Below are 24,098 nucleotides of genomic sequence, written 5' to 3'. Positions count from 1 at the left end.
TTATTCGACGATTCACCTTCCTAGTTATAAAAAATTATTAGACACATAGAGGAGGAATTCAGAATGGGTAAAGAAAAATTCGACCGTTCTAAACCGCACGTTAACGTTGGTACAATTGGCCACGTCGACCACGGTAAAACAACTTTAACAGCAGCTATCTCAGCTGTACTTGCAAAATCACAAGGTAAAGCTGCAACTAAGTTTGACCAAATCGATGGTGCTCCAGAAGAGCGCGAGCGCGGTATCACTATCGCAACAGCTCACATCGAGTACGAAACAGAAAAACGCCACTATGCACACGTTGACTGCCCAGGTCACGCTGACTATGTTAAAAACATGATCACTGGTGCTGCACAAATGGACGGCGCGATCCTCGTTGTTTCTGCAACTGACGGTCCAATGCCACAAACACGTGAGCACATCTTGCTTTCACGTCAAGTAGGTGTTCCTTTCATCGTAGTATTCATGAACAAAGTCGACATGGTTGACGACGAAGAGCTTCTTGAACTCGTTGAAATGGAAATCCGCGAACTTCTTTCTGAGTATGACTTCCCAGGCGATGACCTCCCAGTTATCCAAGGATCTGCTCTCGGCGCGCTTAACGGCGAAGCTAAATGGGAAGAAAAAATCATGGAACTCATGACAGCTGTTGATGAGTACATCCCTGAGCCAACTCGCGACACTGAAAAAGACTTCATGATGCCAGTTGAGGATGTTTTCTCAATCACTGGTCGTGGTACAGTAGCTACTGGCCGCGTTGAGCGTGGAGTTCTTAAAGTCAACGACGAGATCGAAATCGTTGGTCTTCACGAAGAAACTAAAAAATCAGTATGTACTGGTGTAGAAATGTTCCGTAAGCTTCTTGACTATGCTGAAGCTGGCGACAACATCGGAGCTCTTCTTCGTGGTGTATCACGTGACGACATCGAGCGTGGACAAGTTCTCGCGAAACCAAACACAATCACACCGCACAAAACTTTCAAAGCGCAAGTTTACATCCTTTCAAAAGAAGAGGGTGGCCGTCATACGCCATTCTTCGGTAACTACCGTCCACAGTTCTACTTCCGTACAACTGACGTAACTGGTATGTGCCAACTTCCTGAAGGTACTGAAATGGTTATGCCTGGGGACAACATCGAATTGACTGTTGAACTCATCGCACCAATCGCTCTTGAAAAAGAAACTCGTTTCTCAATCCGTGAAGGTGGCCGTACAGTAGGCGCTGGATCAGTTACAGAAATCGTTGAGTAATTTTTAAGCAAAAAGGTCTTCCGTCTCCCGTGACGGAAGACCTTTTTTTGTTTTCTGAAAAACAGTCTTGCAACATGGTCAGACATCTTATATACTGAGGAAAGTGTTTGTGCGAGTGGTGAGAGACTTGAAAACAAGTTCTAATTTATTTTGCTTGCATTCTTGCTTGGAATTAAGTAAACTAGAATATGTTGGTCACAAACACAACGCGATGAAGCGGGAGGTTATGACACACCAGGCGGCATTGCCATGGCTAGTGTGGAAATTTCCGCGGAGAATGTCTATTTACGAAATAGGCGAAAAGGAGGGAAACAACATGGCAAATGAAAAAATTCGGATCCGTTTGAAAGCATACGATCACCGCGTGCTTGATCAATCGGCTGAGAAGATTGTCGACACAGCAAAACGTTCTGGTGCTACTGTATCTGGACCGATCCCACTCCCAACGGAGAAAGCGATCTACACAGTACTTCGTGCCGTTCACAAGTACAAAGATGCTCGTGAGCAGTTCGAAATGCGTACACACAAACGTTTGATCGACATCGTTAACCCAACACCGAAAACAGTTGATGCGCTTATGCGTCTTGAACTTCCGTCGGGCGTTGACATTGAAATCAAACTTTAATTTTTCTTCTATAAATAGTTGATACTAGCCAGAAGATCAAAATCATTCAATATTAGGAGGTGTATCTCATGGCTAAAGGAATCTTAGGAACTAAACTCGGTATGACACAAATCTTCAACGAGTCAGGCGAAGTAGTACCAGTTACTGTCGTTTCAGTAGAAGGTAACGTTGTTCTTCAATTGAAGACAATGGAAGTGGACGGTTACGAAGCAGTCCAACTCGGCTTTGGTGATATCAAAGAAGGTCGTCAAAACAAACCGCAAAAAGGTCACGCTGCGAAAGCAAGTGCGACACCTAAGCGCTTCATTAAAGAAATCCGTACATCTGTAACAGATTTCGAAATCGGTCAAGAGATTAAAGCAGATACTTTCGCTGCAGGCGAAATGGTTGATGTAACAGGTACGTCGAAAGGTAAAGGTTTCGCTGGAGCAATCAAGCGTCACAACCAATCACGTGGTCCAATGGCTCACGGTTCGCGTTACCACCGTCGCCCAGGTTCAATGGGTCCTGTCGCTCCAAACCGTGTATTCAAAGGGAAATTGCTCCCAGGACGCATGGGTGGAGAACAAATCACTGTTCAAAACCTTGAAATCGTAAAAGTTGATGTAGAACGTGGCTTACTCCTCGTCAAGGGTGCTATCCCAGGCGCACGTAAGAGCCAAGTTGTCGTCAAAACTGCGGTTAAAGGCAACTAATCCGTTTGCAAGGAAAGGAGGAATAACGAATGCCTAAAGTAGCTTTGCTTAACCAAACAGGTACACAAGTTGGAGATATTGAGCTCGCAGATGCCGTTTTCGGAATCGAGCCAAACGAAGCAGTCGTATACGATGCAATCGTCATGCAACAAGCTTCACGTCGCCAAGGTACACATGATACAAAAGGTCGCTCGGAAGTTCGCGGTGGCGGCCGTAAACCATGGAAACAAAAAGGTACTGGTCGTGCACGCCAAGGTTCGATCCGTTCGCCACAATGGGTTGGCGGTGGAACAGTCTTCGGTCCAACACCACGTTCGTACGCTTATAAACTTCCTAAAAAGGTTCGTCGTCTCGCATTACGTTCAGCACTTTCTTCGAAAGTCGCTAACAACGAGTTCATCGTTCTTGAAGGTTTGACAATCGATGCTCCGAAAACAAAAGATATGATTTCGGTCTTCGCTGCTCTTTCAATCGAACGTAAAGTTCTTGTCGTTACTGCTGATTACAACGAGACAGTCGTTCTTTCAACACGCAACATTCCTGGTGTCACAGTCGTTGACGCTGCTGGAGTAAACGTCCTTGATCTTGTCGGACACGACAAAGTCATCTTCACGAAGGATGCAGTTGCGAGAGTAGAGGAGGTGCTTGCATAATGGCACATACACACGACATTATCAAACGTCCTGTAATTACTGAACGCTCAGTGAACCAAATGGCTGAGAAAAAGTACACGTTCGAAGTAGACGTGAAGGCATCTAAGACTCAAATTAAAGATGCTGTTGAAGCGATCTTCGGCGTTAAAGTTGAAAAAATCAACACACTTATCTCAAAACCAAAAGCAAAACGCGTAGGTCGTCACGCTGGTTACACAGCACGCCGCAAAAAAGCGGTCGTCACGCTTACTGCAGATAGCAAAGAACTCGATTACCTCGGTTAATCGGTACTCTGTAGAAAAGGAGGGAACTCTCGATGGGAATTAAAAAGTTTAAACCGACCACTAACGGTCGTCGTAACATGACTGCACTCGACTTTGCTGAAATTACGGCTTCACGTCCTGAAAAATCGTTAACTGAAAAGCTTTCGAAAAAGGGCGGACGTAACAACCAAGGTCGCTTGACAGTACGTCACCAAGGTGGCGGACACAAACGTAAATACCGTATCATCGACTTCAAACGTAACAAGGATGGCATCGCTGGCCGTATCGCTACAATCGAGTACGATCCGAACCGCTCTGCAAACATCGCTCTTGTACACTACATCGATGGTGAAAAACGCTACATCCTCGCACCTAAAGGATTGAAAGTTGACATGCAAATCATGTCAGGAGCAGAAGCTGACATTAAAGTCGGTAACGCTCTTCCGCTTGTAAACATCCCAGTTGGTACGTTGATCCACAACATCGAACTTAAGCCTGGTAAAGGTGGTCAGTTGGTACGTTCAGCTGGTACTTCTGCTCAGCTTCTCGGTAAAGATGGTAAATACGCGATTGTTCGTCTTCAATCAGGCGAAACACGTATGATCCTTGCTACTTGCCGTGCTACAATCGGCGCTGTCGGTAATGAAGAGCATGAGCTCGTCAATATCGGTAAAGCTGGTCGTTCACGCTGGCTCGGAAAACGTCCTACAGTTCGTGGTTCTGTAATGAACCCAGTTGATCACCCACACGGTGGTGGTGAAGGACGTGCTCCAATCGGTCGTTCGGGCCCACTTACTCCTTGGGGTAAACCGGCACTCGGATACAAAACTCGTAAGAAAAACAAAGCGAGCGATAAATACATCGTCCGCCGTTCTAAAAAATAATTACGTGATTTCTGAACGGTTCGTAGGAACCGTTCCTGAATCATGCCAAAGGGAGGTACAACTATGGGTCGCAGCTTGAAAAAAGGTCCATTTGCAGATCACCATTTGCTCGCTAAGGTTGATAAAGCCAACGAAGCTGGTGACAAGCATGTTATCAAAACTTGGTCACGCCGCTCGACAATCTTCCCAGAGTTCATCGGTCACACGATCGCTGTCTACGATGGTCGTAAACACGTACCGGTTTACGTGACAGAAGATATGGTCGGTCACAAACTTGGTGAATTCGCGCCAACGCGTTCTTATAAAGGACATGCTGGTAACGATAAGAAGACGAAACGTTAATCTGAGGGGAGGTACTCATTATGCAATCAAAAGCATCGGCTAATATGGTTCGCATTGCTCCTCGTAAGGCACGTCTCGTAGTAGACTTAATCCGCGGGAAGCAAATCGGCGAAGCTCTTTCGATTCTTGCTTACACGAACAAGGCAGCAACGCCAATCGTTGAAAAAGCATTGAAATCGGCAATCGCGAACGCTGAGCACAACTTCGACATGAACATCGAAAACCTCGTAGTAACAGAGGCTTACGTCAACGAAGGTCCAACGCTCAAACGTTTCCGCCCACGTGCAATGGGTCGCGCAAGCCGTATCAACAAACGTACGAGCCACGTTCACATCGTGGTATCTGAAAAATAAGGAGGGATTACCGTGGGTCAGAAGATTAACCCAACTGGTCTTCGCGTAGGTATCATCAAAGACTGGGAATCACGTTGGTTCGCAGATAAAGACTATGCTGATCTCCTTCATGAAGACTACGTAGTTCGTGAATATATCGAAAAACGTCTTAAAGACGCTAGTGTTTCTAAAATTGAAATCGAGCGCGCTGCAAACCGCTTGAACATTTCACTTCACACTGCTAAACCTGGTATGGTTATCGGTAAAGGCGGTTCTGAAATCGAAACACTTCGTACAGACATCACTAACCTTGCAAAAGGCAAACGCGTTCACGTTAACGTCGTTGAAGTGAAAAACCCGGATGCAGTTGCTAAACTTGTCGCTGAAAACATCGCTCGCCAACTTGAAGGCCGCGTATCTTTCCGTCGTGCAATGAAGCAATCAATCCAACGTTCTATGCGTTCAGGTATCAAAGGAATCAAGACTGAAGTTTCTGGTCGTCTTGGTGGCGCTGATATCGCTCGTTCAGAGAAGTATTCAGAAGGAACAGTTCCACTTCATACACTCCGTGCAGACATCGATTACGGTACTGCTGAAGCTGATACAACTTACGGCAAAATTGGCGTAAAAGTATGGCTCCACCACGGTGAAGTGCTTCCTACTAAAAAAGCAGCATCTAACGAACAATAATCCACATCCGTCTAGGGAAGGAGGCAACACAACATGTTGTTACCAAAACGTGTAAAATATCGTCGTGTTCACCGCGGCAACATGCGTGGTAAAGCGAAACGTGGTACTACAGTACACTTCGGCGAGTTCGGTATCCAAGCTCAAGAAGCTAGCTGGATCACTAGCCGTCAAATCGAATCAGCGCGTATCGCGATGACTCGTTATATGAAACGTGGTGGTAAAGTGTGGATCAAGATTTTCCCACATAAACCATACACTAAAAAACCTCTTGAAGTCCGAATGGGTTCAGGTAAAGGTGCTCCGGAGGGCTGGGTTGCAGTCGTTAAACCGGGGAAAGTAATGTTCGAAATCGCAGGAGTATCGGAAGAGATCGCACGCGAAGCTCTCCGTCTTGCATCACACAAACTTCCAGTAAAATGTAAGTTCGTAAAACGTGAAGAAAATGGTGGTGATACGAATGAAAGCAACTGATCTCCGTCAGCAAACTACAGAAGAGCTCAACGGTAAAGTCGGTTCGTGGAAAGAAGAGTTGTTCAACCTTCGTTTCCAACTCGCGACTGGTCAGCTTGAGAACCCTGCTCGTATCCGTGAAGTGCGCAAGTCGATTGCACGCGCGAAAACCGTTCTTCGTGAACGCGAACTCGGCATCAACAACGCATAATTCACTCGGATTCTGAGAGGAGGAACACTCAATGGAACGCACTAACAACCGCAAAGTATTAACTGGACGCGTCGTATCTGACAAAATGGATAAAACGATCGTTGTTTCAGTTGAGACTAAAGTAAAGCACAAGCTCTACGGCAAACGCGTAAACTACTCTAAGAAGTATAAAACGCATGATGAAAGCAACACAGCTAAAATCGGTGATGTTGTACGCATTCAAGAAACACGTCCACTTTCTAAGGACAAACGTTTCCGTCTCGTAGAAGTCGTCGAAAAAGCAGTAATCATCTAAACTCTAATTAGTTCGGATGAATAAACATCCGGAGGGAGGTACAATCGTATGATTCAACAAGAATCTCGCTTGAAAGTAGCAGACAACTCAGGAGCTCGTGAAGTCTTGACGATCAAAGTCCTCGGTGGATCTGGTCGCAAAACTGCTAACATCGGTGACGTAATTGTTTGCACAGTTAAACAAGCAACACCAGGTGGCGTTGTCAAAAAAGGTGAAGTTGTACGCGCAGTAGTCGTTCGTACTAAACGTGGCGTTCGTCGTAAAGACGGTTCGTACATCCGTTTTGACGAAAATGCAGCAGTCATCATCAAAGATGATAAAAGCCCACGTGGCACACGTATCTTCGGACCAGTCGCACGCGAACTTCGTGAAAAAGACTTCATGAAGATCGTCTCGTTGGCACCGGAAGTACTTTAATTCCAAAGAATTCCTACAAGGAGGTGCTCTAACGATGCATGTCAAAAAAGGTGATAAAGTTCAGGTTATGACTGGTAAAGATAAAGGCAAACAAGGCGTTATTCTTACTGCTATGCCTAAAAAAGATCGCGTTATCGTCGAAGGCGTTAACATGATCAAAAAACACACAAAACCTTCTCAACTTAACCCGCAAGGCGGAATTGTCGAGAAAGAAGCACCGATTCACGTATCGAACGTTATGCTCATCGACCCTAAGACAGGAACTCCAACACGCGTTGGTTTCACTGTGGTTGACGGCAAGAAAGTACGTATCGCTAAAAAATCGGGCGAAGCTTTAGATAAATAAGAAGATTTAAAGAAAGGAGGTCCACTTTCTGATGAACCGTTTAAAAGCTAAATACCAAGACGAAATCGTCAAAGTAATGATGGAGAAATTCAACTATACTTCTGTAATGCAAGCGCCGAAAGTCGATAAGATCGTAATCAACATGGGTGTTGGTGACGCTGTTACGAACACGAAAGCACTTGACATGGCAGTAGAAGAGCTTCAGCTCCTCACTGGTCAGAAGCCACTCATCACGAAAGCTAAGAAATCAATCGCTGGTTTCAAACTTCGTGAAGGTATGCCAATCGGTGCGAAGGTTACACTTCGCGGAGAGCGCATGTTCGAATTCCTCGACAAGTTGATCAACGTGTCACTTCCACGTGTACGTGACTTCCGTGGTGTATCGAAGAAATCATTCGATGGCCGTGGTAACTACACGCTAGGCGTGAAGGAACAATTGATCTTCCCAGAGATCGACTACGATCGCGTATCTAAAGTCCGTGGTATGGACATCGTTATCGTAACTACTGCTAATACGGATGAAGAGTCTCGTGAGCTTCTCACAGCACTCGGCATGCCATTCCAAAAATAAGGGAGGCCGCACACATGGCTAAGAAATCAATGATCGCACGTGAAGTAAAACGCCAAGCACTCGTAGAGCGCTACGCTGAACAACGCGCAGAATTGAAAGCACAAGGCGACTACATCGGCTTGAGCAAACTCCCACGTAACTCTTCAGCGGTTCGTTTACACAACCGTTGCAGTATCACTGGCCGTCCACACGGTTACATTGGTAAATTCGGTATCAGCCGTATTAAGTTCCGTGATCTTGCTCATAAAGGTCAAATCCCTGGTGTTAAAAAAGCAAGCTGGTAATTCATTAAAGTTGTGAAAGGAGGTACATCGCATGGTTATGACAGATCCGATTGCAGATATGCTTACACGCATTCGTAATGCAAACATGGTTCGCCATGAGAAGTTGGAAATGCCAGCTTCTACAATCAAACGTGAAGTCGCTGAAATCCTCAAACGTGAAGGTTTCATCCGCGATGTTGAATATCTCGAGGACAGCAAACAAGGTACGCTCCGCGTATTCCTTAAGTATGGCGCAAGCAACGAACGCGTTATCACTGGACTCAAACGTATCTCGAAACCAGGTCTTCGCGTTTACGCGAAAGCTGATGAAATCCCGAAAGTACTCGGTGGTCTCGGAATCGCTATCGTTTCAACATCTAAAGGTGTTATGACAGACAAAGAAGCTCGCCAACAAAAAGTCGGCGGCGAAGTGATCGCATACATCTGGTAATTCACGCATAAAAAGAACGGAGGTGTCTTAAATGTCACGTATTGGTAAAAAGCCGGTCGTTATCCCAGCAGGCGTTACAGTAACAGTTGAAAACAGCACAGTTACAGTAAAAGGTCCTAAAGGTGAACTCACACGTGAGTTCAACCCGACTATGGCTATCAACGTAGAAGGTAATGAATTGACTGTCGTTCGTCCAAACGACGAAAAGGCTAACCGTACAATTCACGGAACGACTCGTGCGCTTATCGCGAACATGGTCGAAGGTGTAAACAACGGTTTTGCTAAGACACTTGATATCCAAGGTGTTGGTTACCGTGCTCAAAAGCAAGGTAACAAAATCGTACTCAACCTCGGTTACTCACACCCAATCGAGTACACTCCGGAACAAGGCATTGAAGTCGAAGTTCCTACGAATACGCAAATCATCATCCGCGGAATCAACAAAGAGCGTGTTGGACACGTTGCTGCATTGATTCGTTCGTACCGTCAACCTGAGCCGTACAAAGGTAAAGGAATTCGTTACAGTGATGAAGTCGTTCGTCGTAAAGAAGGTAAAACAGGTAAGTAATTCGTTGATACGAATTGACCGGAAAGGAGTGGCATAAATGATCTCAAAGGCAGACAAAAACGCTACGCGTAAAAAGCGTCATGGTCGTGTACGTCGTACAATCATCGGGACTGCAACACGTCCACGCATGAACGTATTCCGTTCGAACAAGAACATTTACGTACAAGTCATTGACGATGCAACACATGCAACACTCGCATCTGCATCATCACTCGATCTTGAAAAAGGCAACACAGCTGACGCTGCAACAGCAGTCGGTAAGCTCGCAGCTGAACGCGCTCTTGAAAAAGGTATTGAAACAGTCGTTTTCGACCGTGGAGGATATCTCTATCATGGACGTATCAAAGCTGTAGCTGAAGCAGCTCGTGAAGCTGGTCTCAAATTCTAATAGAAAAGGAGGGAACCTCTACATGCGCCAGTTAGAAATTAACATGGATCAACTCGAAGAACGCGTTGTTACTGTAAACCGCGTCGCGAAAGTAGTAAAAGGTGGCCGTCGCTTCCGTTTTGCTGCACTCGTCGTCGTAGGTGACAAGAATGGTCACGTAGGTTTCGGTACGGGTAAAGCTCAGGAAGTGCCTGAAGCGATCCGTAAAGCAATCGAAGATGCAAAGAAAAACATGGTTAACGTTCCAATCGTTAACACTACAATTCCACACGAAATCAACGGAATTTTCGGTGCAGGTCACGTCTTCTTGAAACCTGCTTCTGAAGGTACTGGAGTCATCGCTGGTGGCCCAGTTCGTGCGGTTCTCGAATTAGCGGGAATCAACGACATTCTTTCGAAATCACTTGGATCAAGCACTCCAATCAACATGGTTCGTGCGACTGTTAAAGGTCTCACTTCACTTAAACGTGCTGAAGACGTTGCGAAACTCCGCGGTAAAACCGTCGAAGAACTTCGCGGTTAAGAAAGGGAGGGAATACAGATGGCGAAACTCGCAGTTACCCTCACACGCAGCATGATCGGTCGTCCGGAGAACCAACGCGTTACTACTCGTACGCTTGGTCTCCGTAAGATGCACCAAACGGTTGTCGTACCTGACAACGCTGCTATGCGTGGGATGATTAACCACGTGTCACACTTATTGACAGTTAAAGAAATTCAAGAGTAATAGAACGATATAATTTTATGAGGAGGTGCCCCACTATGAAACTCCATGAATTGAAACCAGCTGCTGGTTCACGTTCAGAACGCAACCGTGTAGGTCGCGGTATGTCTTCTGGTAACGGTAAGACTTCTGGCCGTGGTCACAAAGGTCAAAAAGCTCGTTCAGGCGGTGGTGTTCGTCCAGGTTTCGAAGGTGGACAAAACCCACTTTTCCGTCGTTTACCAAAACGCGGCTTCAACAACCCGACTCGTAAAGAGTTCGCGGTTATCAACCTTGACACACTTAACCGTTTTGAAGAAGGAACTGAAGTAACTCCTGAACTTCTTATCGAGACTCGCGCAGTCAAAGGTATGAAAGACGGCGTTAAGATCCTTTCAAACGGCAAGATTGAAAAGAAACTGACAGTAAAAGCTCACAAGTTCTCCGAAGCTGCGAAGCAAGCGATCGAAGCTGCCGGCGGTACGGTTGAGGTGATCTAATGTTTCAAGCGATCTCCAATATGTGGCGCGTAGCCGACATCCGTCGGCGCATTCTCTTTACCTTGGCCCTGATTATCGTGTTCCGGATCGGAGCGCATATCCCAGTGCCGATGGTAAACACTGAAGTATTCAAGATTGACGAGAATGGTATTCTCGGATTCTTGAACTCCTTCGGCGGGAATGCTTTGCAGAATTTCTCACTCTTTGCGATGGGAATCATGCCGTATATTACGGCCTCGATCGTTGTCCAACTCTTACAGATGGACGTTGTTCCAAAGTTTGCCGAATGGGCAAAACAAGGAGAGGCGGGCCGTAAGAAGTTAGCAACGGTAACGCGCTATGGAACGATCGTACTCGGCTTAGTCCAAGCGTTTGGAATCGCGCTTGGATTTAACCGTATCTATCCAGGTCTTGTCAATGAAGATTTTGGCACCTGGACGTACGTTATGATTGCACTTGTTTTGACGGCTGGTACAGCGTTCTTGATGTTCCTCGGTGAACTCATTACGGAGAAGGGCATTGGTAACGGGATATCAATGATCATCTTCGCTGGGATTGTCGCAGGCTTCCCGAACGCGTTCCGCCAGATTTACGAAACAAAGCTCCAAAATGCAGGGGATGCTTTGTTCGTCAATGTGCTTTATATCGTACTGTTGCTTTTAATCATCATTGCGGTCATCGTCGGTGTCATCTATGTGCAGCAAGCTGCACGTAAGATTCCGATTCAGTACGCTAAGCGTACGGTGAACCGTGCGCCAGTAGGCGGCCAATCGACACACTTGCCGATGAAGCTGAATGCTGCTGGTGTTATCCCAGTTATCTTCGCGGTATCGTTCATGGTGACTCCACCAACGATTGCAAGTTTCTTTGCGAGTCCGGAAAACGCGACGAAAATTCGTGACATCTTCGACTATACGAGTCCAATCGGAATGTCGATTTATGTTGCATTGATCATCGCCTTCTCGTACTTCTACACATTCGTTCAGGTCAACCCGGAACAAATGGCAGAGAACCTTCAAAAACAAGGCGGGTACATTCCTGGTATCCGTCCTGGTAAGCAAACGGAACAATACATCACGAAGATCCTCTATCGTCTGACATTCTTCGGTTCGCTCTTCCTTGCTGTCATCGCGGTAACGCCAACGTTCTTTATTAAGTTCGCTGGTTTACCGAACTCGGTGCAAATTGGTGGAACAAGCTTGCTGATTGTCATCGGTGTAGGTCTTGAGACGATGAAACAGATTGAAAGTCAACTGGTTAAACGACACTACAAAGGCTTTATCCGATAAGGCGGGAGGAAGGGGACCATCCCTTTCCTTTCTGTTGTGTCTATAGAGTCTATAGAAGTGGAGGCTACCGACATGAATCTTGTATTGATGGGCTTGCCGGGTGCTGGAAAAGGAACGCAGGCTGCGAAAATTATCGAAGACTACGCCATTCCACACATCTCGACAGGCGACATGTTCCGCGCGGCGATCAAAGATCAAACACCGCTCGGGCAGGAAGCGAAATCGTACATGGATAAAGGGGAACTCGTTCCGGATGAAGTCACAATCGGCATCGTACGTGAACGTCTCGCCAAAGAAGACTGTGCAAATGGTTTTCTTCTTGACGGTTTCCCACGCACAGTGAAACAAGCAGATGCTCTTGAAGCATTACTTGCGGATCTTAACAAACAAATCGATCACGTCATTCACATCGGAGTCAACCCGGAGAAACTTGTCCCTCGTTTGACAGGCCGCCGGATTTGCCCGACATGTGGAGCAACGTATCACGTCATCTATAACCCACCAAAAGTGGAAGGTGTCTGTGATATCGACGGATCAGCACTTGTTCAACGTGAAGATGATCAAGAAGAAACGGTTCGCCGTCGTCTTGAAGTCAACGTCGCGCAAGCGCAACCTTTGATTGACTTTTACGCTGAAAAAGGGTATCTTCGTAATTTGGACGGTGATCGTCCGATTAATGAAGTTTACTCCGATGTTCAAGCACTTCTTGGTGGTCAGTAATGATCATTACGAAAGCGCCGCGTGAAATCGACATTATGCGTAAGGCAGGACAAATCGTCGCTCGGACGCATAAGGAGCTTAAAGCTCACATTCGTCCAGGCATCACGACGGGGCAACTCGACGCGATCGCTGAACGTTATATTCGAAGTCAAGGGGCAACACCATCGTTTAAAGGTTATAATGGGTTTACTGGTAGCATCTGCGCATCAGTAAATGAAGAACTTGTCCATGGTATTCCGGGTGACCGCGTACTCCACGATGGAGACATCATCTCGATTGATATCGGGGCGGAGTATAATGGATATCACGGAGATTCAGCCTGGACATATCCGGTCGGTACAATCTCTGAAGAGACAAAGCAGTTACTTGACGTAACTGAAGAATCTCTGTATAAAGGATTGGAGCGCGCCAAAGCTGGTGTGCACCTGACAGATATTTCGCATGCGATTCAGTCACATGTCGAAGCAGCGAATTTTTCTGTAGTCCGCGAATATGTGGGCCACGGCGTGGGACAAAATTTGCATGAAGATCCGCAAATCCCACATTATGGACCACCGGGGAAAGGGCCGCGCCTGAAAACCGGCATGACACTGGCGATTGAGCCAATGGTCAACGTCGGGAAACGCTATGTTCGCACACTATCCGACAATTGGACGGTAGTGACAGTGGACGGTAGCATGTGCGCCCACTTTGAGCACACCATCGCCATCACAGACGACGGCTACGAGATCTTAACGGTCGATGCAGAGTGAGCTGTGCGCGTTATTGGTGTCACCTTTCTATAAGCCGCTATCCACTCGTGTTTGTGACCGATGATCTCTCAACGGCTACTGTAGAAAGCCCCTAAGCGCTACAAATCGTCTGGGCTCCCAATCAACTTTATAGAGAAAGGGGTATAATTGATGGCGAAACAAGATGTAATCGAAGTGGAAGGTACGGTTATCGAACCACTTCCAAATGCGATGTTTAAGGTGGAGTTAGAAAACGGCCACACGGTCCTCGCGCACGTCTCAGGAAAAATTCGGATGCACTTCATTCGGATCTTACCAGGAGATAAAGTAACAGTTGAGTTGTCACCATACGACTTAACTCGCGGACGGATCACATACCGTTTCAAATAAAAACTCCGATTTTTTCAGGAGGAGGTATTCACAATGAAAGTAAGACCTTCGGTTAAACCGATCTGTGAAAAGTGTAAAGTTATCCGCCGTAAAGGCAAAGTAATGGTTATTTGCGAAAACCCTAAGCATAAACAAAAACAAGGGTAATTAAACAAGGAGGTGCACACATGGCACGTATTGCTGGTGTAGATATTCCACGTGAGAAACGCATCGTTATCTCACTCACTTACATCTATGGTGTTGGTAAAACGACTGCTCAGAAAGTCTTGAAAGAAGCTGGTATCTCTGAAGATACTCGTACTCGTGAATTGACTGAAGAACAACTCAACCAACTTCGTGATGGTTTAGATAAAGTAAAAGTTGAGGGTGACCTTCGTCGTGAAATCTCACTCAACATCAAACGTTTGATCGAAATCGGTTGCTACCGTGGTGTTCGTCACCGTCGTGGTCTTCCAGTTCGTGGTCAAAACACTAAAAACAACTCGCGTACTCGTAAAGGCCCACGCCGTACAGTAGCGAACAAGAAGAAGTAAGGGAGGGTAAACTAATATGGCAAAACGTAAACAGAACGTTCGTAGTAAACGTAAAGTCAAAAAGAATATTGAGTCTGGTATCGTGCATATCCGTTCAACATTCAACAACACAATCGTTACGATCACTGATGTGCAAGGGAATGCAATCTCTTGGGCAACTGCAGGTAACATGGGCTTCAAAGGCTCACGTAAATCGACTCCATTCGCAGCACAACTTGCTTCTGAAACAGCTGCAAAAACTGCAATGGACAACGGTATGCGTACTGTAGAAGTCAACGTTAAAGGTCCTGGTGCAGGTCGTGAAGCTGCTATCCGTGCGCTTCAAGCAATCGGTCTCGAAGTTACAGCGATCCGTGACGTAACTCCAGTTCCACACAACGGTTGCCGCCCTCCAAAACGTCGTCGCGTGTAACCCGTCTTGTACTGCAAAGCGGGAAATCGAGTAGACTTTTGTTGATCGTTTGACCAAATCAAGCAGTAGACACGTACACGAGACGGTTGGCGATTGAACGCGATGGCCAACAGGACGATATTCAAGGAGGGGTTCAGATGATCGAAATCGAAAAACCGAAGATTGAAACGGTCGAATTAAGCGAAAACGCTACGTTTGGTAAATTCGTAGTAGAACCGCTTGAGCGTGGATTCGGTACAACGCTTGGTAACTCATTGCGTCGTATCCTATTATCTTCACTTCCGGGTGCTGCAGTCACTGCAGTCCAAATCGATGGCGTTCTTCATGAGTTCTCGACGATTGATGGCGTTGTAGAAGACGTTACCCAAATCATCTTGAACCTTAAGAAACTCGCCCTCAAAGTTTACTCGGAAGAAGAGAAAACACTTGAGATCGATATTCAAGGCGCTGGCGTTGTTACTGCGGCAAACATTACGCATGACAGCGACGTCGAAATCCTCAACCCAGAACTTCACATTGCAACACTTGCAGAAGGTGCATCACTTCATATGCGTCTGACAGCTCGTCGCGGTCGTGGGTATGTTCAGGCTGAAGATAACAAACGGGACGATATGCCAATCGGTGTGATCCCAATTGATTCGATTTACACGCCAATTCAACGTGTAAACTATCAAGTTGAAAAAACACGTGTCGGTCAAGATGCGAGCTTCGATAAATTGACGCTTGATGTTTGGACGGACGGTTCAATCCGCCCTGAAGAAGCAGTGTCACTCGGTGCGAAAATCATGACAGAACACTTAAACATCTTTGTTAGTCTTACGGACGAAGCGCTCCATGCCGAAATCATGGTCGAAAAGGAAGAAGATCAAAAAGAAAAAGTACTTGAAATGACGATCGAAGAACTCGATCTTTCAGTTCGTTCGTACAACTGTTTGAAACGCGCTGGTATCAATACGGTTCAAGAACTCGCGAATAAGAGCGAAGACGAGATGATGAAAGTTCGTAACCTCGGACGTAAATCACTCGAAGAAGTTCAAGCGAAGCTCGACGAACTCGGACTTGGTTTGCGTAAAGAAGACTAAAAACTATTAATTGCACGAAGGAGGGAATCCATCCATGGCATACTCGAAATTAGGCCGTACAAGCTCACAACGTAAGGCACTTTTGCGTGACCTTGCGACTGATCTCATCATCAATGAGCGTATCCAAACTACAGAACAAAAAGCGAAGGAACTTCGTCCAGTCGTTGAGAAACTCATCACTTTAGGTAAACGCGGTGATCTCCACGCTCGTCGTCAAGTTGCATCGTTCGTTCGCCGTGAAGCTGCTGGTCAAAACGCAGAGGGCAAAGCACAAGACGCGATCCAAAAATTATTCGCTGATGTTGCTCCACGTTTTGCTGAGCGTCAAGGTGGTTACACACGCATCATGAAAATGGGACCACGTCGTGGTGACGGCGCAGAAATGGTCATCATCGAACTCGTTTAATTTTTAAATGATTCGTTATAAAAGGGCAGTGCGTAACTCGCTTCTGCCCTTTTGTTACAAATGGAATTAATTGATTTGATGAAGGAGGAGTAGACATGACGAAGCTAATTGAACTGGATCACGTTACGTATCGGTATCCGGAACAGGAACAAGCTGCGTTACAAGATGTCTCTCTGACGATTCATTCTGGTGAATGGGTCGCCATCGTTGGACACAACGGCTCTGGAAAATCAACGCTGACTAAATTGTTTAATGGCTTGTTGCTTCCTGAATCAGGGACGGTGACCGTAGGCGAGACGTTCTCGAGTGCGAATCCGGAGCAACTATGGGAGATGCGTCGGGCAATCGGCATCGTCTTTCAAAATCCAGATAATCAATTTGTTGGCACGACCGTGCGCGACGACGTGGCATTTGCCCTTGAAAATTGGGGTGTGCCACGCGAGGAAATGGTTCGTCGTATTGACGACAGTCTAGCGCGCGTTGGCCTTACGGATTTTGTTGATCGGGAACCCCATCAACTATCCGGCGGACAGAAGCAGCGTGTCGCAATTGCTTCGGCACTTGCGATGCGCCCTGATGTTCTCGTGCTTGATGAAGCAACATCGATGCTTGATCCACTCGCACGTGAAGAGGTTATGTCGACCGTTCAAGAATTATATGAACGACATCCGATGGCGGTAGTCGCCATTACACATGAATTAGACGAGGTCTTACAGGCCAGTCGTGTCATCGTGATGGATGCCGGGAAAATCGTATTAGAAGGTACACCTCAAGAAGTCTTTGCGAAATCGGCGTTTCTCCAAGAAATCGGTCTCGATGTTCCTTTCATCGTTCGAGTTCAGGAGCAATTGCGGGCGCGAGGTCTCTCGTATGGGGACACGATACTAGATGAAAGTGAATTGGTGAACCGCTTATGCCAATCCTAATCCAGGAATTGAACTATACGTACCAACTTAATAGTCCGTTCGAACGAGTCGCGCTGCGTGATGTGAATCTTGAGATTCCGTCAGGGGCGCTTGTTGCGTTTGTAGGGCACACTGGGTCTGGGAAGTCGACGCTCGTCCAGCACATCAATGGATTGCTGAAACCGACGAGAGGAAAAGTCCAAGTCGATGACATCATCATTGAACCAAAACGAAAACAAGATTTAAAGGCACTACGAAAACGTGTCGGTCTCGTCTTTCAGTATCCTGAGTACCAGCTGTTTGAAGAAACAGTCTTAAAGGATGTCATGTTCGGTCCAATGAACTTCGGGCATGAGCAGGAAGAGGCGGAACGGCTCGCAAAAGAGGCATTACGCACAGTAGGGCTAGACGAAGTCTTCTGGTCCCGATCGCCGTTTGACTTGTCTGGTGGGCAAATGAGGCGTGTTGCGATCGCAGGCGTACTCGCTAGTCAACCAGACGTGTTGATCGTCGACGAACCGACCGCTGGACTCGATCCGCAAGGACGTAAGCAAATGCTGAGTCTTTTCGCCCGGCTTCATGCGGAAACGGGTTTGACATTACTCTTGATCACGCATGATATGGATCAAGTGCTCGAATATACGAATCGTGTCGTCGTCATGGAGCATGGACAAGTCGCGTATGATGGAGAGCCGATCGGATTATTCCAACAGGCGGAGCTGCTGAAGCAGTTCCATCTTGATCTTCCGCACGTCTTAGCACTTGCCTGGCCGGTGGCAGACCGACTCGGACTTTCGCGTCCGAACTTACGAACGGAACCGGAAGTCGTGGATTGGATTCTACAGGTACAGGGGGGACGTATATGATCGTCGGACAACATATTCCGGGTACGTCCTATCTTCATCGTTCTTCTGCGCTTGCAAAAATTATTTTTGCATTTTGTTTCATCCCGCTCGTGTTCCTCGCGAACAATGCAGCGACGAACATTTTTTTACTCATCTTTACGTTTTTAGCGTTAGCGAGTAGTAAATTGCCACTCCGCTACGTCTTGAAGGGCTTACGTCCGATTCTTTTCCTAATCGTCTTCACCTTCATCGTTCAACTGTTCTTTACGCGAGAAGGAACCGTCTTGTTCGAATTTGGATGGTTTAAAATTTATTCGGAAGGTCTGCGTCTCGCCATCATCGTCTCGCTCCGCTTCTTCTATTTGGTCTCGATCACGACACTCGTCACCTTGACGACGTCACCGATCGAGCTGACAGATGCAATTGAGTTGCTTTTGAAGCCATTCAAGGTCGTCCGCGTTCCGACGCATGAGATTGCCTTGATGCTCTCGATTTCGCTGCGGTTCTTACCGACATTGGCAGAAGAGACGGAGAAGATCATGAAAGCACAGCAGGCACGTGGTGTTGATTTAGCGGCAGGACCGATTAAAGAGCGTCTGCGGGCAATCATCCCACTTTTGATTCCATTGTTCATCTCGGCCTTTAAGCGGGCAGAGGACCTCGCGATTGCGATGGAAGCACGCGGCTACCGTGGGGGAGAAGGACGGACGCGTCTTCGGGAATCGAAATGGACGGCACGTGATACCGGTTTGATGGGTCTCCTCGTCGTCGTCGCGCTCCTGCTTGTTTACTTACGGGGAGGTTTCTGATGCGACGTTTTAAATGTACGATTCAATATGACGGGACGGGTTACTCTGGTTACCAAGTCCAACCGAATGGTGTAACGATCCAGGAGGTCGTCGAGAAGACGCTTGCGCGGATGCACAAGCACCCGGTCAAGGTGATTGGATCAGGGCGTACAGACGCTCGTGTGCACGCACAGGGGCAAGTCATCCATTTCGATACGGAACTTGCGATTGCGCCGGACAGCATGGTCAAGGCCTTAAATACGTTATTACCGGACGATATTCGTGTCCGGGACTGTAAAGAGGTCGCTTCTGACTTCGAAGCAAGGTATGATGTAGTGGGGAAAGAGTACCGGTACTTCGTACGCCGGACCGAAGATGCGTTTCGACGTCATCAATCGGTATTGATTCCGTACGCGCTTGATCTCGACGTGATGCGTCAAGCGATGACGTATTTAGTCGGCACCCATGATTTCAGTTCGTTTTGTGTCGCGAAGACGGAAACGGATAATCGGATCCGGACGATTTATGAAGCGGAGTTGATTGAGTACGGGGAAGAGCTGATCTTTCGGTTTAAAGGAAGCGGTTTTCTCTATAATCAGATTCGTATCATGGTCGGGACTTTGTTTGATGTCGGACGCGGACGTTTTGCCGCTACGGACATCAAGAAGATGCTTGCCGCGAAGGATCGAAACGTCGCTGGTGTGACGGCACCACCGCACGGGTTGTACCTTTGGGAAGTTTTCTACCCAGAGTCTAAAAAAGGCATTTGACATTAGCCGCTAAAAAACATACAATGTTTATTGGCATTTCATTTATTATGAAACCACAATCTTAGCCCCGTACACCTAAGATTCTGATAGATTCACACAGTGAATAAATGAAAAATCAAAAAAGAAACTTTTAAATTCCTTAGGAGGTATTTTACATGCGCACAACTTTCATGGCGAAAGCTACTGATGTAGAACGCAAATGGCTCCTTATCGACGCAGAAGGCAAAACACTCGGTCGTCTTTCGAGCGAAGTGGCTTCACTTCTCCGCGGTAAGCACAAACCTACGTTCACACCACACGTTGACTGTGGGGATCACGTTATCCTCATCAACGTTGAGAAAATCGTATTAACTGGTAACAAACTCGACAAAAAGGTCTACTACCGTCACTCTGGTCATCCAGGCGGCTTGAAGCAGACTGTCGCACGCGACTTACTCGCTAACAAACCTGAGCGTATGCTTGAACTCGCGATCAAAGGGATGCTTCCAAAAGGTAGCCTCGGTCGTCAAATGTTCAACAAACTCCACGTTTACGCTGGAGATACTCATAAGCAAGAAGCACAACAACCAGAAGTTTACGAACTTCGCGGTTAATACGAATTTAGGAGGAACTACACGATGGCAGATGTACGTTACTACGGCACTGGTCGCCGTAAACACGCGGCAGCTCGCGTTTTCCTCGTTGCTGGAGACGGTAAAGTCACAGTTAACGGGCGCGATATCAGCGAATACTTCGGTTATGAAACTTTAATCATGACTGCAAAAGAACCACTTGTACTCACAGAAACAGAAGGTAAATACGATATCATGGTAACGGTCAAAGGCGGCGGCTTCACTGGTCAAGCAGGCGCTATCCGTCACGGTATCTCACGTGCACTTCTTCAAGCGGATCCAGATTTCCGTGGAACACTCAAAGCTAAAGGCTTCTTAACACGCGATGCTCGTATGAAAGAACGTAAAAAATACGGTCTTAAAGCAGCACGTCGTGCACCTCAGTTCTCAAAACGTTAATCGTTTTATCTCTCATCCTTACGGGTGGGAGATTTTTTTATGCCAAAAGACCGCTCTCTAATTAAAAAAGCGGTCAAGCAACTGTCTGCCGTTCAAAACGTACGTCGTCGTATTGTTCGGATGAGGAATAAGAGTGCTGTGAGAGCAACAAACGTCAGCGGGATACTCCAGAGGAACAGATGCTGTAAAAATGCAAGAGGATCATTCGCCGTCTGTGAACCGACTGTACCGGTAAAAGACGTCTCCTGACTTAACACCGTGCTGTTTTCAGGGAGAGCGGGTTGATAAGCTACATTTGCTTCATGCCCTGCATAAAAGTAAATCGCATAGCCGATATGTAAGAAGACTGTGATGACGCTTGCGAAGACTAACATTTTTTTCATCAAAAAACTCCTTTTTCCGAATGCTTGGTGAGGATAAGTCCATCGTTAAGTATACCGGATTCTGTTTTCGGGAACAGAGGAGAAAGGAGTGTGGTGAAAGATGACACTATCAGTCAGTTGGTTGCTCGAACGAGCCAATCGAAAACTGAATGTTCCCGGACTCTCGCCGGAAGTCGCCCGAAAGACACGCCAAGTCATCCGGGAACTCCATGTCAAAGGAATTTATGTCGGAGTGGCCCAAGGCTTCCGTTCCTATGCCGAGCAGGAGAAACTCTATGCGCAAGGACGAACGACGCCGGGAGCGATTGTCACGCATGCCCGTGGAGGACAATCAAATCATAACCGCGGGATTGCCGTTGATCTGTTTCAATACTCCATGGACGGAACGGAAGCGATCTTTAATACCGATGCCAACTTTCAACAAATCGTCCAGGCAATGAAACGGCAATGTTTTTCCTGGGGCGGAGATTGGAGTGGATTTAAAGATTATCCGCACTTTGAGTTAAATACAGTGACGACGGATGTTTTAGTGCCTTATCCGGGACAGCCGCTCTATCGAGGGGCCGTCCAGATGAACAGTCGGGACATCGAGCGGATTCAGCGGGCGGTCAAGGCAACCGTCACGAAACGATTTGATGTAGAGACGGTTGAAAAGGTCCGTGCCTACCAAGCACGTCAAGGATTAGCAGTTGACGGAGTCGTCGGACCGGCAACCTGGAATCGGATGTTTTAACAGATCGGGAGATCCCTTTTAGCGACAGCGCGGAGGAGATCTCTTTTTTTGAAGCTGCTGGACTGATTCTTCCGGGTCGACAAGGAAATGTCATCCTTTATGAGCCGAAATGTGCAAGCGCTATCTTATTTTTGTTATACTGAAATGGAATAAATCGAACGTTCTCAGGGGGAAGGCACTATGTTGAATGAACAAGAAATTCGCGAGGTAGTCGGACAGTTAATTGATCCGACGATCGAACGCTCGCTTGCAGATACGAACGGGATTCGTGATGTCCGAATCAAAGGAGACTACGTCAGCCTGAAAATCGCACTTGCGCAAGCAGGTTCAGGTGAACAGTTGACGTTACAACAAGAAATCGTTAAAGAGTTAAAAGAAAAAGGCTTCAAGACGGTCGGACTTCGTTTCGAGGCACTCGGCGATCACGGGATTCAGGCAGCGACGACACCATCGATTCTTAAACCGGAGTCAGGGACGACGTTCATCGCGATCGCTTCTGGTAAAGGGGGCGTCGGAAAATCGACGGTTTCCGTCAACCTCGCAGTTGCCCTTGCACGGGCAGGTAAAAAAGTCGGTTTGATCGACGCGGATATCTATGGTTTTAGTGTTCCGGATATGATGGGAATTGAAACACGACCGACCGTCGTCAATGACCGGATCATTCCGCCAGAGCGGTTTGGCGTAAAAGTCATCTCGATGGGCTTCTTCGTCGAAGACAATGCACCAGTCATCTGGCGTGGACCGATGCTCGGGAAGATGCTCAATAACTTCTTCTCGGATGTTGAGTGGGGCGATCTTGATTACCTCTTGCTCGATTTGCCGCCAGGAACGGGTGACGTCGCACTTGATATTCACTCGATGCTCCCAAGCTGTCAGGAATTGATTGTCACGACACCACATGCGACAGCGGCATTCGTTGCAGCTCGTGCCGGTGCGATGGCGATTAAGACGAACCACCGTTTGCTCGGTATCATTGAAAATATGGCGTACTTCGAAAGCAAGGTAACCGGTGAAAAAGAGTATGTCTTCGGATCAGGTGGCGGAGAGAAGTTGTCAGAAGCGCTAAAAACAGATATTCTAGCTAAGATTCCACTTGGACAACCATATGCGAATGAATCGGACTTTGCACCATCGATTTATCGCGATGACCATCCATTTGAAACACACTATAATGAACTCGCAGCGCGTGTCATCGAAAAAGTAGAGGGATAATACATGAAGATTAAAGGATTTTTGAAGCTGTTCTGGATGACGCTCCTAATTGGGACGCTAGCCGGCTTCGTGTTTAACCTTGTCGCTGAACCAGGGTACGTCCGCAATCAATCGATTAGCGGATACATTACGGCCTTGGCATACAGTAGTACATGGACGGCAATCAGCCTGATGGGCTTTTTCTCTTATTTGATTTTGCACCGGGTCGGACTTGATCTGTTCCGCGGCGCAAAGTTATGGAATCGGGTTCAGGTCGTTTTGATTGCCTTCGCCTTGTTTGACGGCGTCTACTTACGTGGACTTGCGTTCGGATTCGATAAAACAAGCCTCTATATTGGTGAAATGGTTGTCTTATTGTTCGTCGCATTTCTCGTCGCGCGTACGAAAGCCCGTGAAACAAATTTCAGTGCTTTCATCCCGACGTTATTCTTAATGACGGTCATCACGTTGATTGAATGGGTACCAGCTCTTCAGGCAACGCAAGACAAGCGGATGCTTTGGGCCGCACTGGCGACACTCTTGGTTTGTAATGCGTATCAAATCCTGATGTTGCATCGCCTGCAAGAAAAGCCTGCTCCAGCGAAAGTACAGTCGCAAAAACAGGCATAAGAAAAGGACTCGAGGGATGGTTGTTCTGACCTATTCCATCGAGTCCATCTTTTTTAAAAGTTTTTTTAGAAAAACAGTTGACGTGAAAAACAAGAGTTGATATATTAATACATGTCGCTGAGGCACACACCGAAAGCGAGCGTCATACAACGAAAAAAACTTATAAAAAAGAATTGACATCAGTTAATACTTTACTGTAAGATTTAAAAGTCGTCAAATGACATATCGGACTTTGAAAACTGAACGATGAGGCAAAAAACGTATCTTCGGATACAAACAATGAATGAAGCGCGAGCTTCGTCAACGTGACTTTTAGTCACAAAAACGAGCAAGTCAAACACTTTATGGAGAGTTTGATCCTGGCTCAGGACGAACGCTGGCG

At 46.9% G+C, this 24,098-nt stretch carries 41 protein-coding genes; 40 read left to right on the top strand and 1 reads right to left on the bottom strand.

Annotation, left to right across the window (positions count from 1 at the left end):
• Window positions 1–63 precede the first annotated feature (63 nt).
• The 37 genes from tuf (at window position 64) to rpsI (ending at window position 20,779) form a co-directional block, all read left to right on the top strand.
• Window positions 64–1,251: an elongation factor Tu gene (tuf, locus tag KNQ05_RS14885; protein WP_088836007.1), complete on the top strand. Its 1,188-nt coding sequence runs from the start codon at window positions 64–66 to the stop codon at window positions 1,249–1,251.
• Between the two features lie 316 nt (window positions 1,252–1,567).
• Window positions 1,568–1,876 (top strand): 30S ribosomal protein S10, encoded by a 309-nt coding sequence (rpsJ, locus tag KNQ05_RS14880; RefSeq protein ID WP_029332258.1) that lies wholly within the window; start codon window positions 1,568–1,570, stop codon window positions 1,874–1,876.
• 68 nt (window positions 1,877–1,944) lie between these two features.
• Window positions 1,945–2,571, top strand: coding sequence for a 50S ribosomal protein L3 (gene rplC, locus KNQ05_RS14875; RefSeq protein WP_029332259.1), 627 nt, complete (start codon window positions 1,945–1,947; stop codon window positions 2,569–2,571).
• 29 nt (window positions 2,572–2,600) lie between these two features.
• Entirely contained in the window at window positions 2,601–3,224 is a 624-nt protein-coding gene (gene rplD / locus KNQ05_RS14870) for a 50S ribosomal protein L4 (RefSeq protein WP_029332260.1), read from the top strand.
• Complete coding sequence (rplW, locus tag KNQ05_RS14865; RefSeq protein WP_029332261.1) at window positions 3,224–3,508, top strand: 50S ribosomal protein L23; 285 nt, start codon at window positions 3,224–3,226, stop codon at window positions 3,506–3,508. Before rplD ends, rplW begins: the two co-directional genes overlap by 1 nt.
• Window positions 3,509–3,540: 32 nt before the next feature.
• Window positions 3,541–4,371, top strand: coding sequence for a 50S ribosomal protein L2 (gene rplB / locus KNQ05_RS14860; protein WP_029332262.1), 831 nt, complete (start codon window positions 3,541–3,543; stop codon window positions 4,369–4,371).
• 63 nt (window positions 4,372–4,434) lie between these two features.
• Window positions 4,435–4,713: a 30S ribosomal protein S19 gene (gene rpsS / locus KNQ05_RS14855; RefSeq protein WP_012369013.1), complete on the top strand. Its 279-nt coding sequence runs from the start codon at window positions 4,435–4,437 to the stop codon at window positions 4,711–4,713.
• A 20-nt stretch (window positions 4,714–4,733) separates the two neighbouring features.
• On the top strand, window positions 4,734–5,066 hold the full coding sequence (rplV, locus tag KNQ05_RS14850; RefSeq protein WP_029332264.1) for a 50S ribosomal protein L22: 333 nt from the start codon (window positions 4,734–4,736) through the stop codon (window positions 5,064–5,066).
• A 12-nt stretch (window positions 5,067–5,078) separates the two neighbouring features.
• A complete protein-coding gene (gene rpsC / locus KNQ05_RS14845) occupies window positions 5,079–5,735 on the top strand; it encodes a 30S ribosomal protein S3 (RefSeq protein WP_026834299.1) in 657 nt (218 codons plus the stop codon).
• Between the two features lie 33 nt (window positions 5,736–5,768).
• Window positions 5,769–6,206, top strand: coding sequence for a 50S ribosomal protein L16 (gene rplP / locus KNQ05_RS14840; protein WP_012369016.1), 438 nt, complete (start codon window positions 5,769–5,771; stop codon window positions 6,204–6,206).
• Entirely contained in the window at window positions 6,193–6,396 is a 204-nt protein-coding gene (gene rpmC, locus KNQ05_RS14835) for a 50S ribosomal protein L29 (RefSeq protein ID WP_012369017.1), read from the top strand. The genes rplP and rpmC overlap by 14 nt, the downstream gene beginning before the upstream one ends.
• A gap of 31 nt (window positions 6,397–6,427) precedes the next feature.
• Window positions 6,428–6,691 (top strand): 30S ribosomal protein S17, encoded by a 264-nt coding sequence (rpsQ, locus tag KNQ05_RS14830; RefSeq protein WP_014969155.1) that lies wholly within the window; start codon window positions 6,428–6,430, stop codon window positions 6,689–6,691.
• A gap of 48 nt (window positions 6,692–6,739) precedes the next feature.
• Window positions 6,740–7,108, top strand: a complete 369-nt coding sequence (gene rplN / locus KNQ05_RS14825) for a 50S ribosomal protein L14 (protein WP_012369019.1) — start codon at window positions 6,740–6,742, stop codon at window positions 7,106–7,108.
• Window positions 7,109–7,142: 34 nt separating this feature from the next.
• The gene (gene rplX / locus KNQ05_RS14820) at window positions 7,143–7,454 is read left to right on the top strand and encodes a 50S ribosomal protein L24 (RefSeq protein ID WP_029332265.1); all 312 of its coding nucleotides are present in this window, start codon (window positions 7,143–7,145) and stop codon (window positions 7,452–7,454) included.
• 31 nt (window positions 7,455–7,485) lie between these two features.
• Complete coding sequence (gene rplE / locus KNQ05_RS14815; protein WP_029332266.1) at window positions 7,486–8,025, top strand: 50S ribosomal protein L5; 540 nt, start codon at window positions 7,486–7,488, stop codon at window positions 8,023–8,025.
• Between the two features lie 14 nt (window positions 8,026–8,039).
• Window positions 8,040–8,309, top strand: coding sequence for a 30S ribosomal protein S14 (rpsN, locus tag KNQ05_RS14810; protein ID WP_012369022.1), 270 nt, complete (start codon window positions 8,040–8,042; stop codon window positions 8,307–8,309).
• Window positions 8,310–8,340: 31 nt separating this feature from the next.
• On the top strand, window positions 8,341–8,739 hold the full coding sequence (gene rpsH / locus KNQ05_RS14805) for a 30S ribosomal protein S8 (protein WP_012369023.1): 399 nt from the start codon (window positions 8,341–8,343) through the stop codon (window positions 8,737–8,739).
• Window positions 8,740–8,770: 31 nt separating this feature from the next.
• A complete protein-coding gene (gene rplF, locus KNQ05_RS14800; RefSeq protein WP_029332267.1) occupies window positions 8,771–9,307 on the top strand; it encodes a 50S ribosomal protein L6 in 537 nt (178 codons plus the stop codon).
• A gap of 37 nt (window positions 9,308–9,344) precedes the next feature.
• The gene (gene rplR, locus KNQ05_RS14795; RefSeq protein WP_029332268.1) at window positions 9,345–9,695 is read left to right on the top strand and encodes a 50S ribosomal protein L18; all 351 of its coding nucleotides are present in this window, start codon (window positions 9,345–9,347) and stop codon (window positions 9,693–9,695) included.
• Between the two features lie 22 nt (window positions 9,696–9,717).
• Window positions 9,718–10,218 carry a 30S ribosomal protein S5 gene (gene rpsE / locus KNQ05_RS14790; protein ID WP_012369026.1) on the top strand — a complete coding sequence of 167 codons (501 nt, stop codon included), beginning with the start codon at window positions 9,718–9,720 and terminating at the stop codon, window positions 10,216–10,218.
• Window positions 10,219–10,236: 18 nt separating this feature from the next.
• The gene (rpmD, locus tag KNQ05_RS14785; protein WP_012369027.1) at window positions 10,237–10,422 is read left to right on the top strand and encodes a 50S ribosomal protein L30; all 186 of its coding nucleotides are present in this window, start codon (window positions 10,237–10,239) and stop codon (window positions 10,420–10,422) included.
• Between the two features lie 35 nt (window positions 10,423–10,457).
• On the top strand, window positions 10,458–10,898 hold the full coding sequence (rplO, locus tag KNQ05_RS14780) for a 50S ribosomal protein L15 (protein WP_029332269.1): 441 nt from the start codon (window positions 10,458–10,460) through the stop codon (window positions 10,896–10,898).
• On the top strand, window positions 10,898–12,187 hold the full coding sequence (gene secY, locus KNQ05_RS14775; RefSeq protein ID WP_088836008.1) for a preprotein translocase subunit SecY: 1,290 nt from the start codon (window positions 10,898–10,900) through the stop codon (window positions 12,185–12,187). The genes rplO and secY overlap by 1 nt, the downstream gene beginning before the upstream one ends.
• A 72-nt stretch (window positions 12,188–12,259) precedes the next feature.
• A complete protein-coding gene (locus KNQ05_RS14770) occupies window positions 12,260–12,907 on the top strand; it encodes an adenylate kinase (protein ID WP_026834297.1) in 648 nt (215 codons plus the stop codon).
• Complete coding sequence (gene map, locus KNQ05_RS14765) at window positions 12,907–13,659, top strand: type I methionyl aminopeptidase (protein ID WP_029332271.1); 753 nt, start codon at window positions 12,907–12,909, stop codon at window positions 13,657–13,659. Before KNQ05_RS14770 ends, map begins: the two co-directional genes overlap by 1 nt.
• A 150-nt stretch (window positions 13,660–13,809) precedes the next feature.
• On the top strand, window positions 13,810–14,028 hold the full coding sequence (gene infA, locus KNQ05_RS14760) for a translation initiation factor IF-1 (protein ID WP_012369032.1): 219 nt from the start codon (window positions 13,810–13,812) through the stop codon (window positions 14,026–14,028).
• A gap of 33 nt (window positions 14,029–14,061) precedes the next feature.
• Entirely contained in the window at window positions 14,062–14,175 is a 114-nt protein-coding gene (gene rpmJ, locus KNQ05_RS14755) for a 50S ribosomal protein L36 (protein ID WP_003156543.1), read from the top strand.
• Window positions 14,176–14,195: 20 nt separating this feature from the next.
• On the top strand, window positions 14,196–14,561 hold the full coding sequence (gene rpsM / locus KNQ05_RS14750) for a 30S ribosomal protein S13 (protein WP_012369033.1): 366 nt from the start codon (window positions 14,196–14,198) through the stop codon (window positions 14,559–14,561).
• A 16-nt stretch (window positions 14,562–14,577) separates the two neighbouring features.
• Window positions 14,578–14,973, top strand: a complete 396-nt coding sequence (rpsK, locus tag KNQ05_RS14745; RefSeq protein ID WP_029332272.1) for a 30S ribosomal protein S11 — start codon at window positions 14,578–14,580, stop codon at window positions 14,971–14,973.
• Between the two features lie 137 nt (window positions 14,974–15,110).
• Window positions 15,111–16,055, top strand: coding sequence for a DNA-directed RNA polymerase subunit alpha (locus KNQ05_RS14740; protein WP_214805991.1), 945 nt, complete (start codon window positions 15,111–15,113; stop codon window positions 16,053–16,055).
• 34 nt (window positions 16,056–16,089) lie between these two features.
• The gene (gene rplQ / locus KNQ05_RS14735; protein ID WP_023466649.1) at window positions 16,090–16,461 is read left to right on the top strand and encodes a 50S ribosomal protein L17; all 372 of its coding nucleotides are present in this window, start codon (window positions 16,090–16,092) and stop codon (window positions 16,459–16,461) included.
• A gap of 95 nt (window positions 16,462–16,556) precedes the next feature.
• A complete protein-coding gene (locus KNQ05_RS14730) occupies window positions 16,557–17,387 on the top strand; it encodes an energy-coupling factor ABC transporter ATP-binding protein (protein ID WP_029332274.1) in 831 nt (276 codons plus the stop codon).
• Window positions 17,375–18,232 (top strand): energy-coupling factor transporter ATPase, encoded by an 858-nt coding sequence (locus KNQ05_RS14725; protein WP_029332275.1) that lies wholly within the window; start codon window positions 17,375–17,377, stop codon window positions 18,230–18,232. The genes KNQ05_RS14730 and KNQ05_RS14725 overlap by 13 nt, the downstream gene beginning before the upstream one ends.
• Window positions 18,229–19,020, top strand: coding sequence for an energy-coupling factor transporter transmembrane component T family protein (locus tag KNQ05_RS14720; RefSeq protein WP_088836011.1), 792 nt, complete (start codon window positions 18,229–18,231; stop codon window positions 19,018–19,020). Before KNQ05_RS14725 ends, KNQ05_RS14720 begins: the two co-directional genes overlap by 4 nt.
• Complete coding sequence (truA, locus tag KNQ05_RS14715) at window positions 19,020–19,769, top strand: tRNA pseudouridine(38-40) synthase TruA (RefSeq protein WP_029332277.1); 750 nt, start codon at window positions 19,020–19,022, stop codon at window positions 19,767–19,769. Before KNQ05_RS14720 ends, truA begins: the two co-directional genes overlap by 1 nt.
• A 155-nt stretch (window positions 19,770–19,924) precedes the next feature.
• Window positions 19,925–20,362, top strand: a complete 438-nt coding sequence (gene rplM, locus KNQ05_RS14710) for a 50S ribosomal protein L13 (protein ID WP_012369041.1) — start codon at window positions 19,925–19,927, stop codon at window positions 20,360–20,362.
• 24 nt (window positions 20,363–20,386) lie between these two features.
• Entirely contained in the window at window positions 20,387–20,779 is a 393-nt protein-coding gene (rpsI, locus tag KNQ05_RS14705; RefSeq protein WP_012369042.1) for a 30S ribosomal protein S9, read from the top strand.
• 92 nt (window positions 20,780–20,871) lie between these two features.
• Here rpsI and KNQ05_RS14700 read toward each other — a convergent pair whose 3' ends face one another.
• Window positions 20,872–21,162 carry a hypothetical protein gene (locus tag KNQ05_RS14700; RefSeq protein WP_088836012.1) on the bottom strand — a complete coding sequence of 97 codons (291 nt, stop codon included), beginning with the start codon at window positions 21,160–21,162 and terminating at the stop codon, window positions 20,872–20,874.
• Between the two features lie 100 nt (window positions 21,163–21,262).
• Between KNQ05_RS14700 and KNQ05_RS14695 the strand changes: the two genes are divergently transcribed.
• From KNQ05_RS14695 to KNQ05_RS14685, 3 genes are all read left to right on the top strand, one after another.
• Complete coding sequence (locus KNQ05_RS14695) at window positions 21,263–21,895, top strand: M15 family metallopeptidase (RefSeq protein ID WP_214805988.1); 633 nt, start codon at window positions 21,263–21,265, stop codon at window positions 21,893–21,895.
• Window positions 21,896–22,075: 180 nt separating this feature from the next.
• Window positions 22,076–23,107: an Mrp/NBP35 family ATP-binding protein gene (locus KNQ05_RS14690; RefSeq protein ID WP_029332281.1), complete on the top strand. Its 1,032-nt coding sequence runs from the start codon at window positions 22,076–22,078 to the stop codon at window positions 23,105–23,107.
• A gap of 3 nt (window positions 23,108–23,110) precedes the next feature.
• Window positions 23,111–23,716 (top strand): KinB-signaling pathway activation protein, encoded by a 606-nt coding sequence (locus KNQ05_RS14685; protein WP_088836014.1) that lies wholly within the window; start codon window positions 23,111–23,113, stop codon window positions 23,714–23,716.
• The last annotated feature ends 382 nt before the right edge of the window (window positions 23,717–24,098 follow it).

The organism is Exiguobacterium sp. s125 (assembly GCF_018618605.1).
GTDB lineage: Bacteria > Bacillota > Bacilli > Exiguobacteriales > Exiguobacteriaceae > Exiguobacterium_A > Exiguobacterium_A oxidotolerans.
This window is presented reverse-complemented; position numbering and strand designations above follow the sequence as displayed.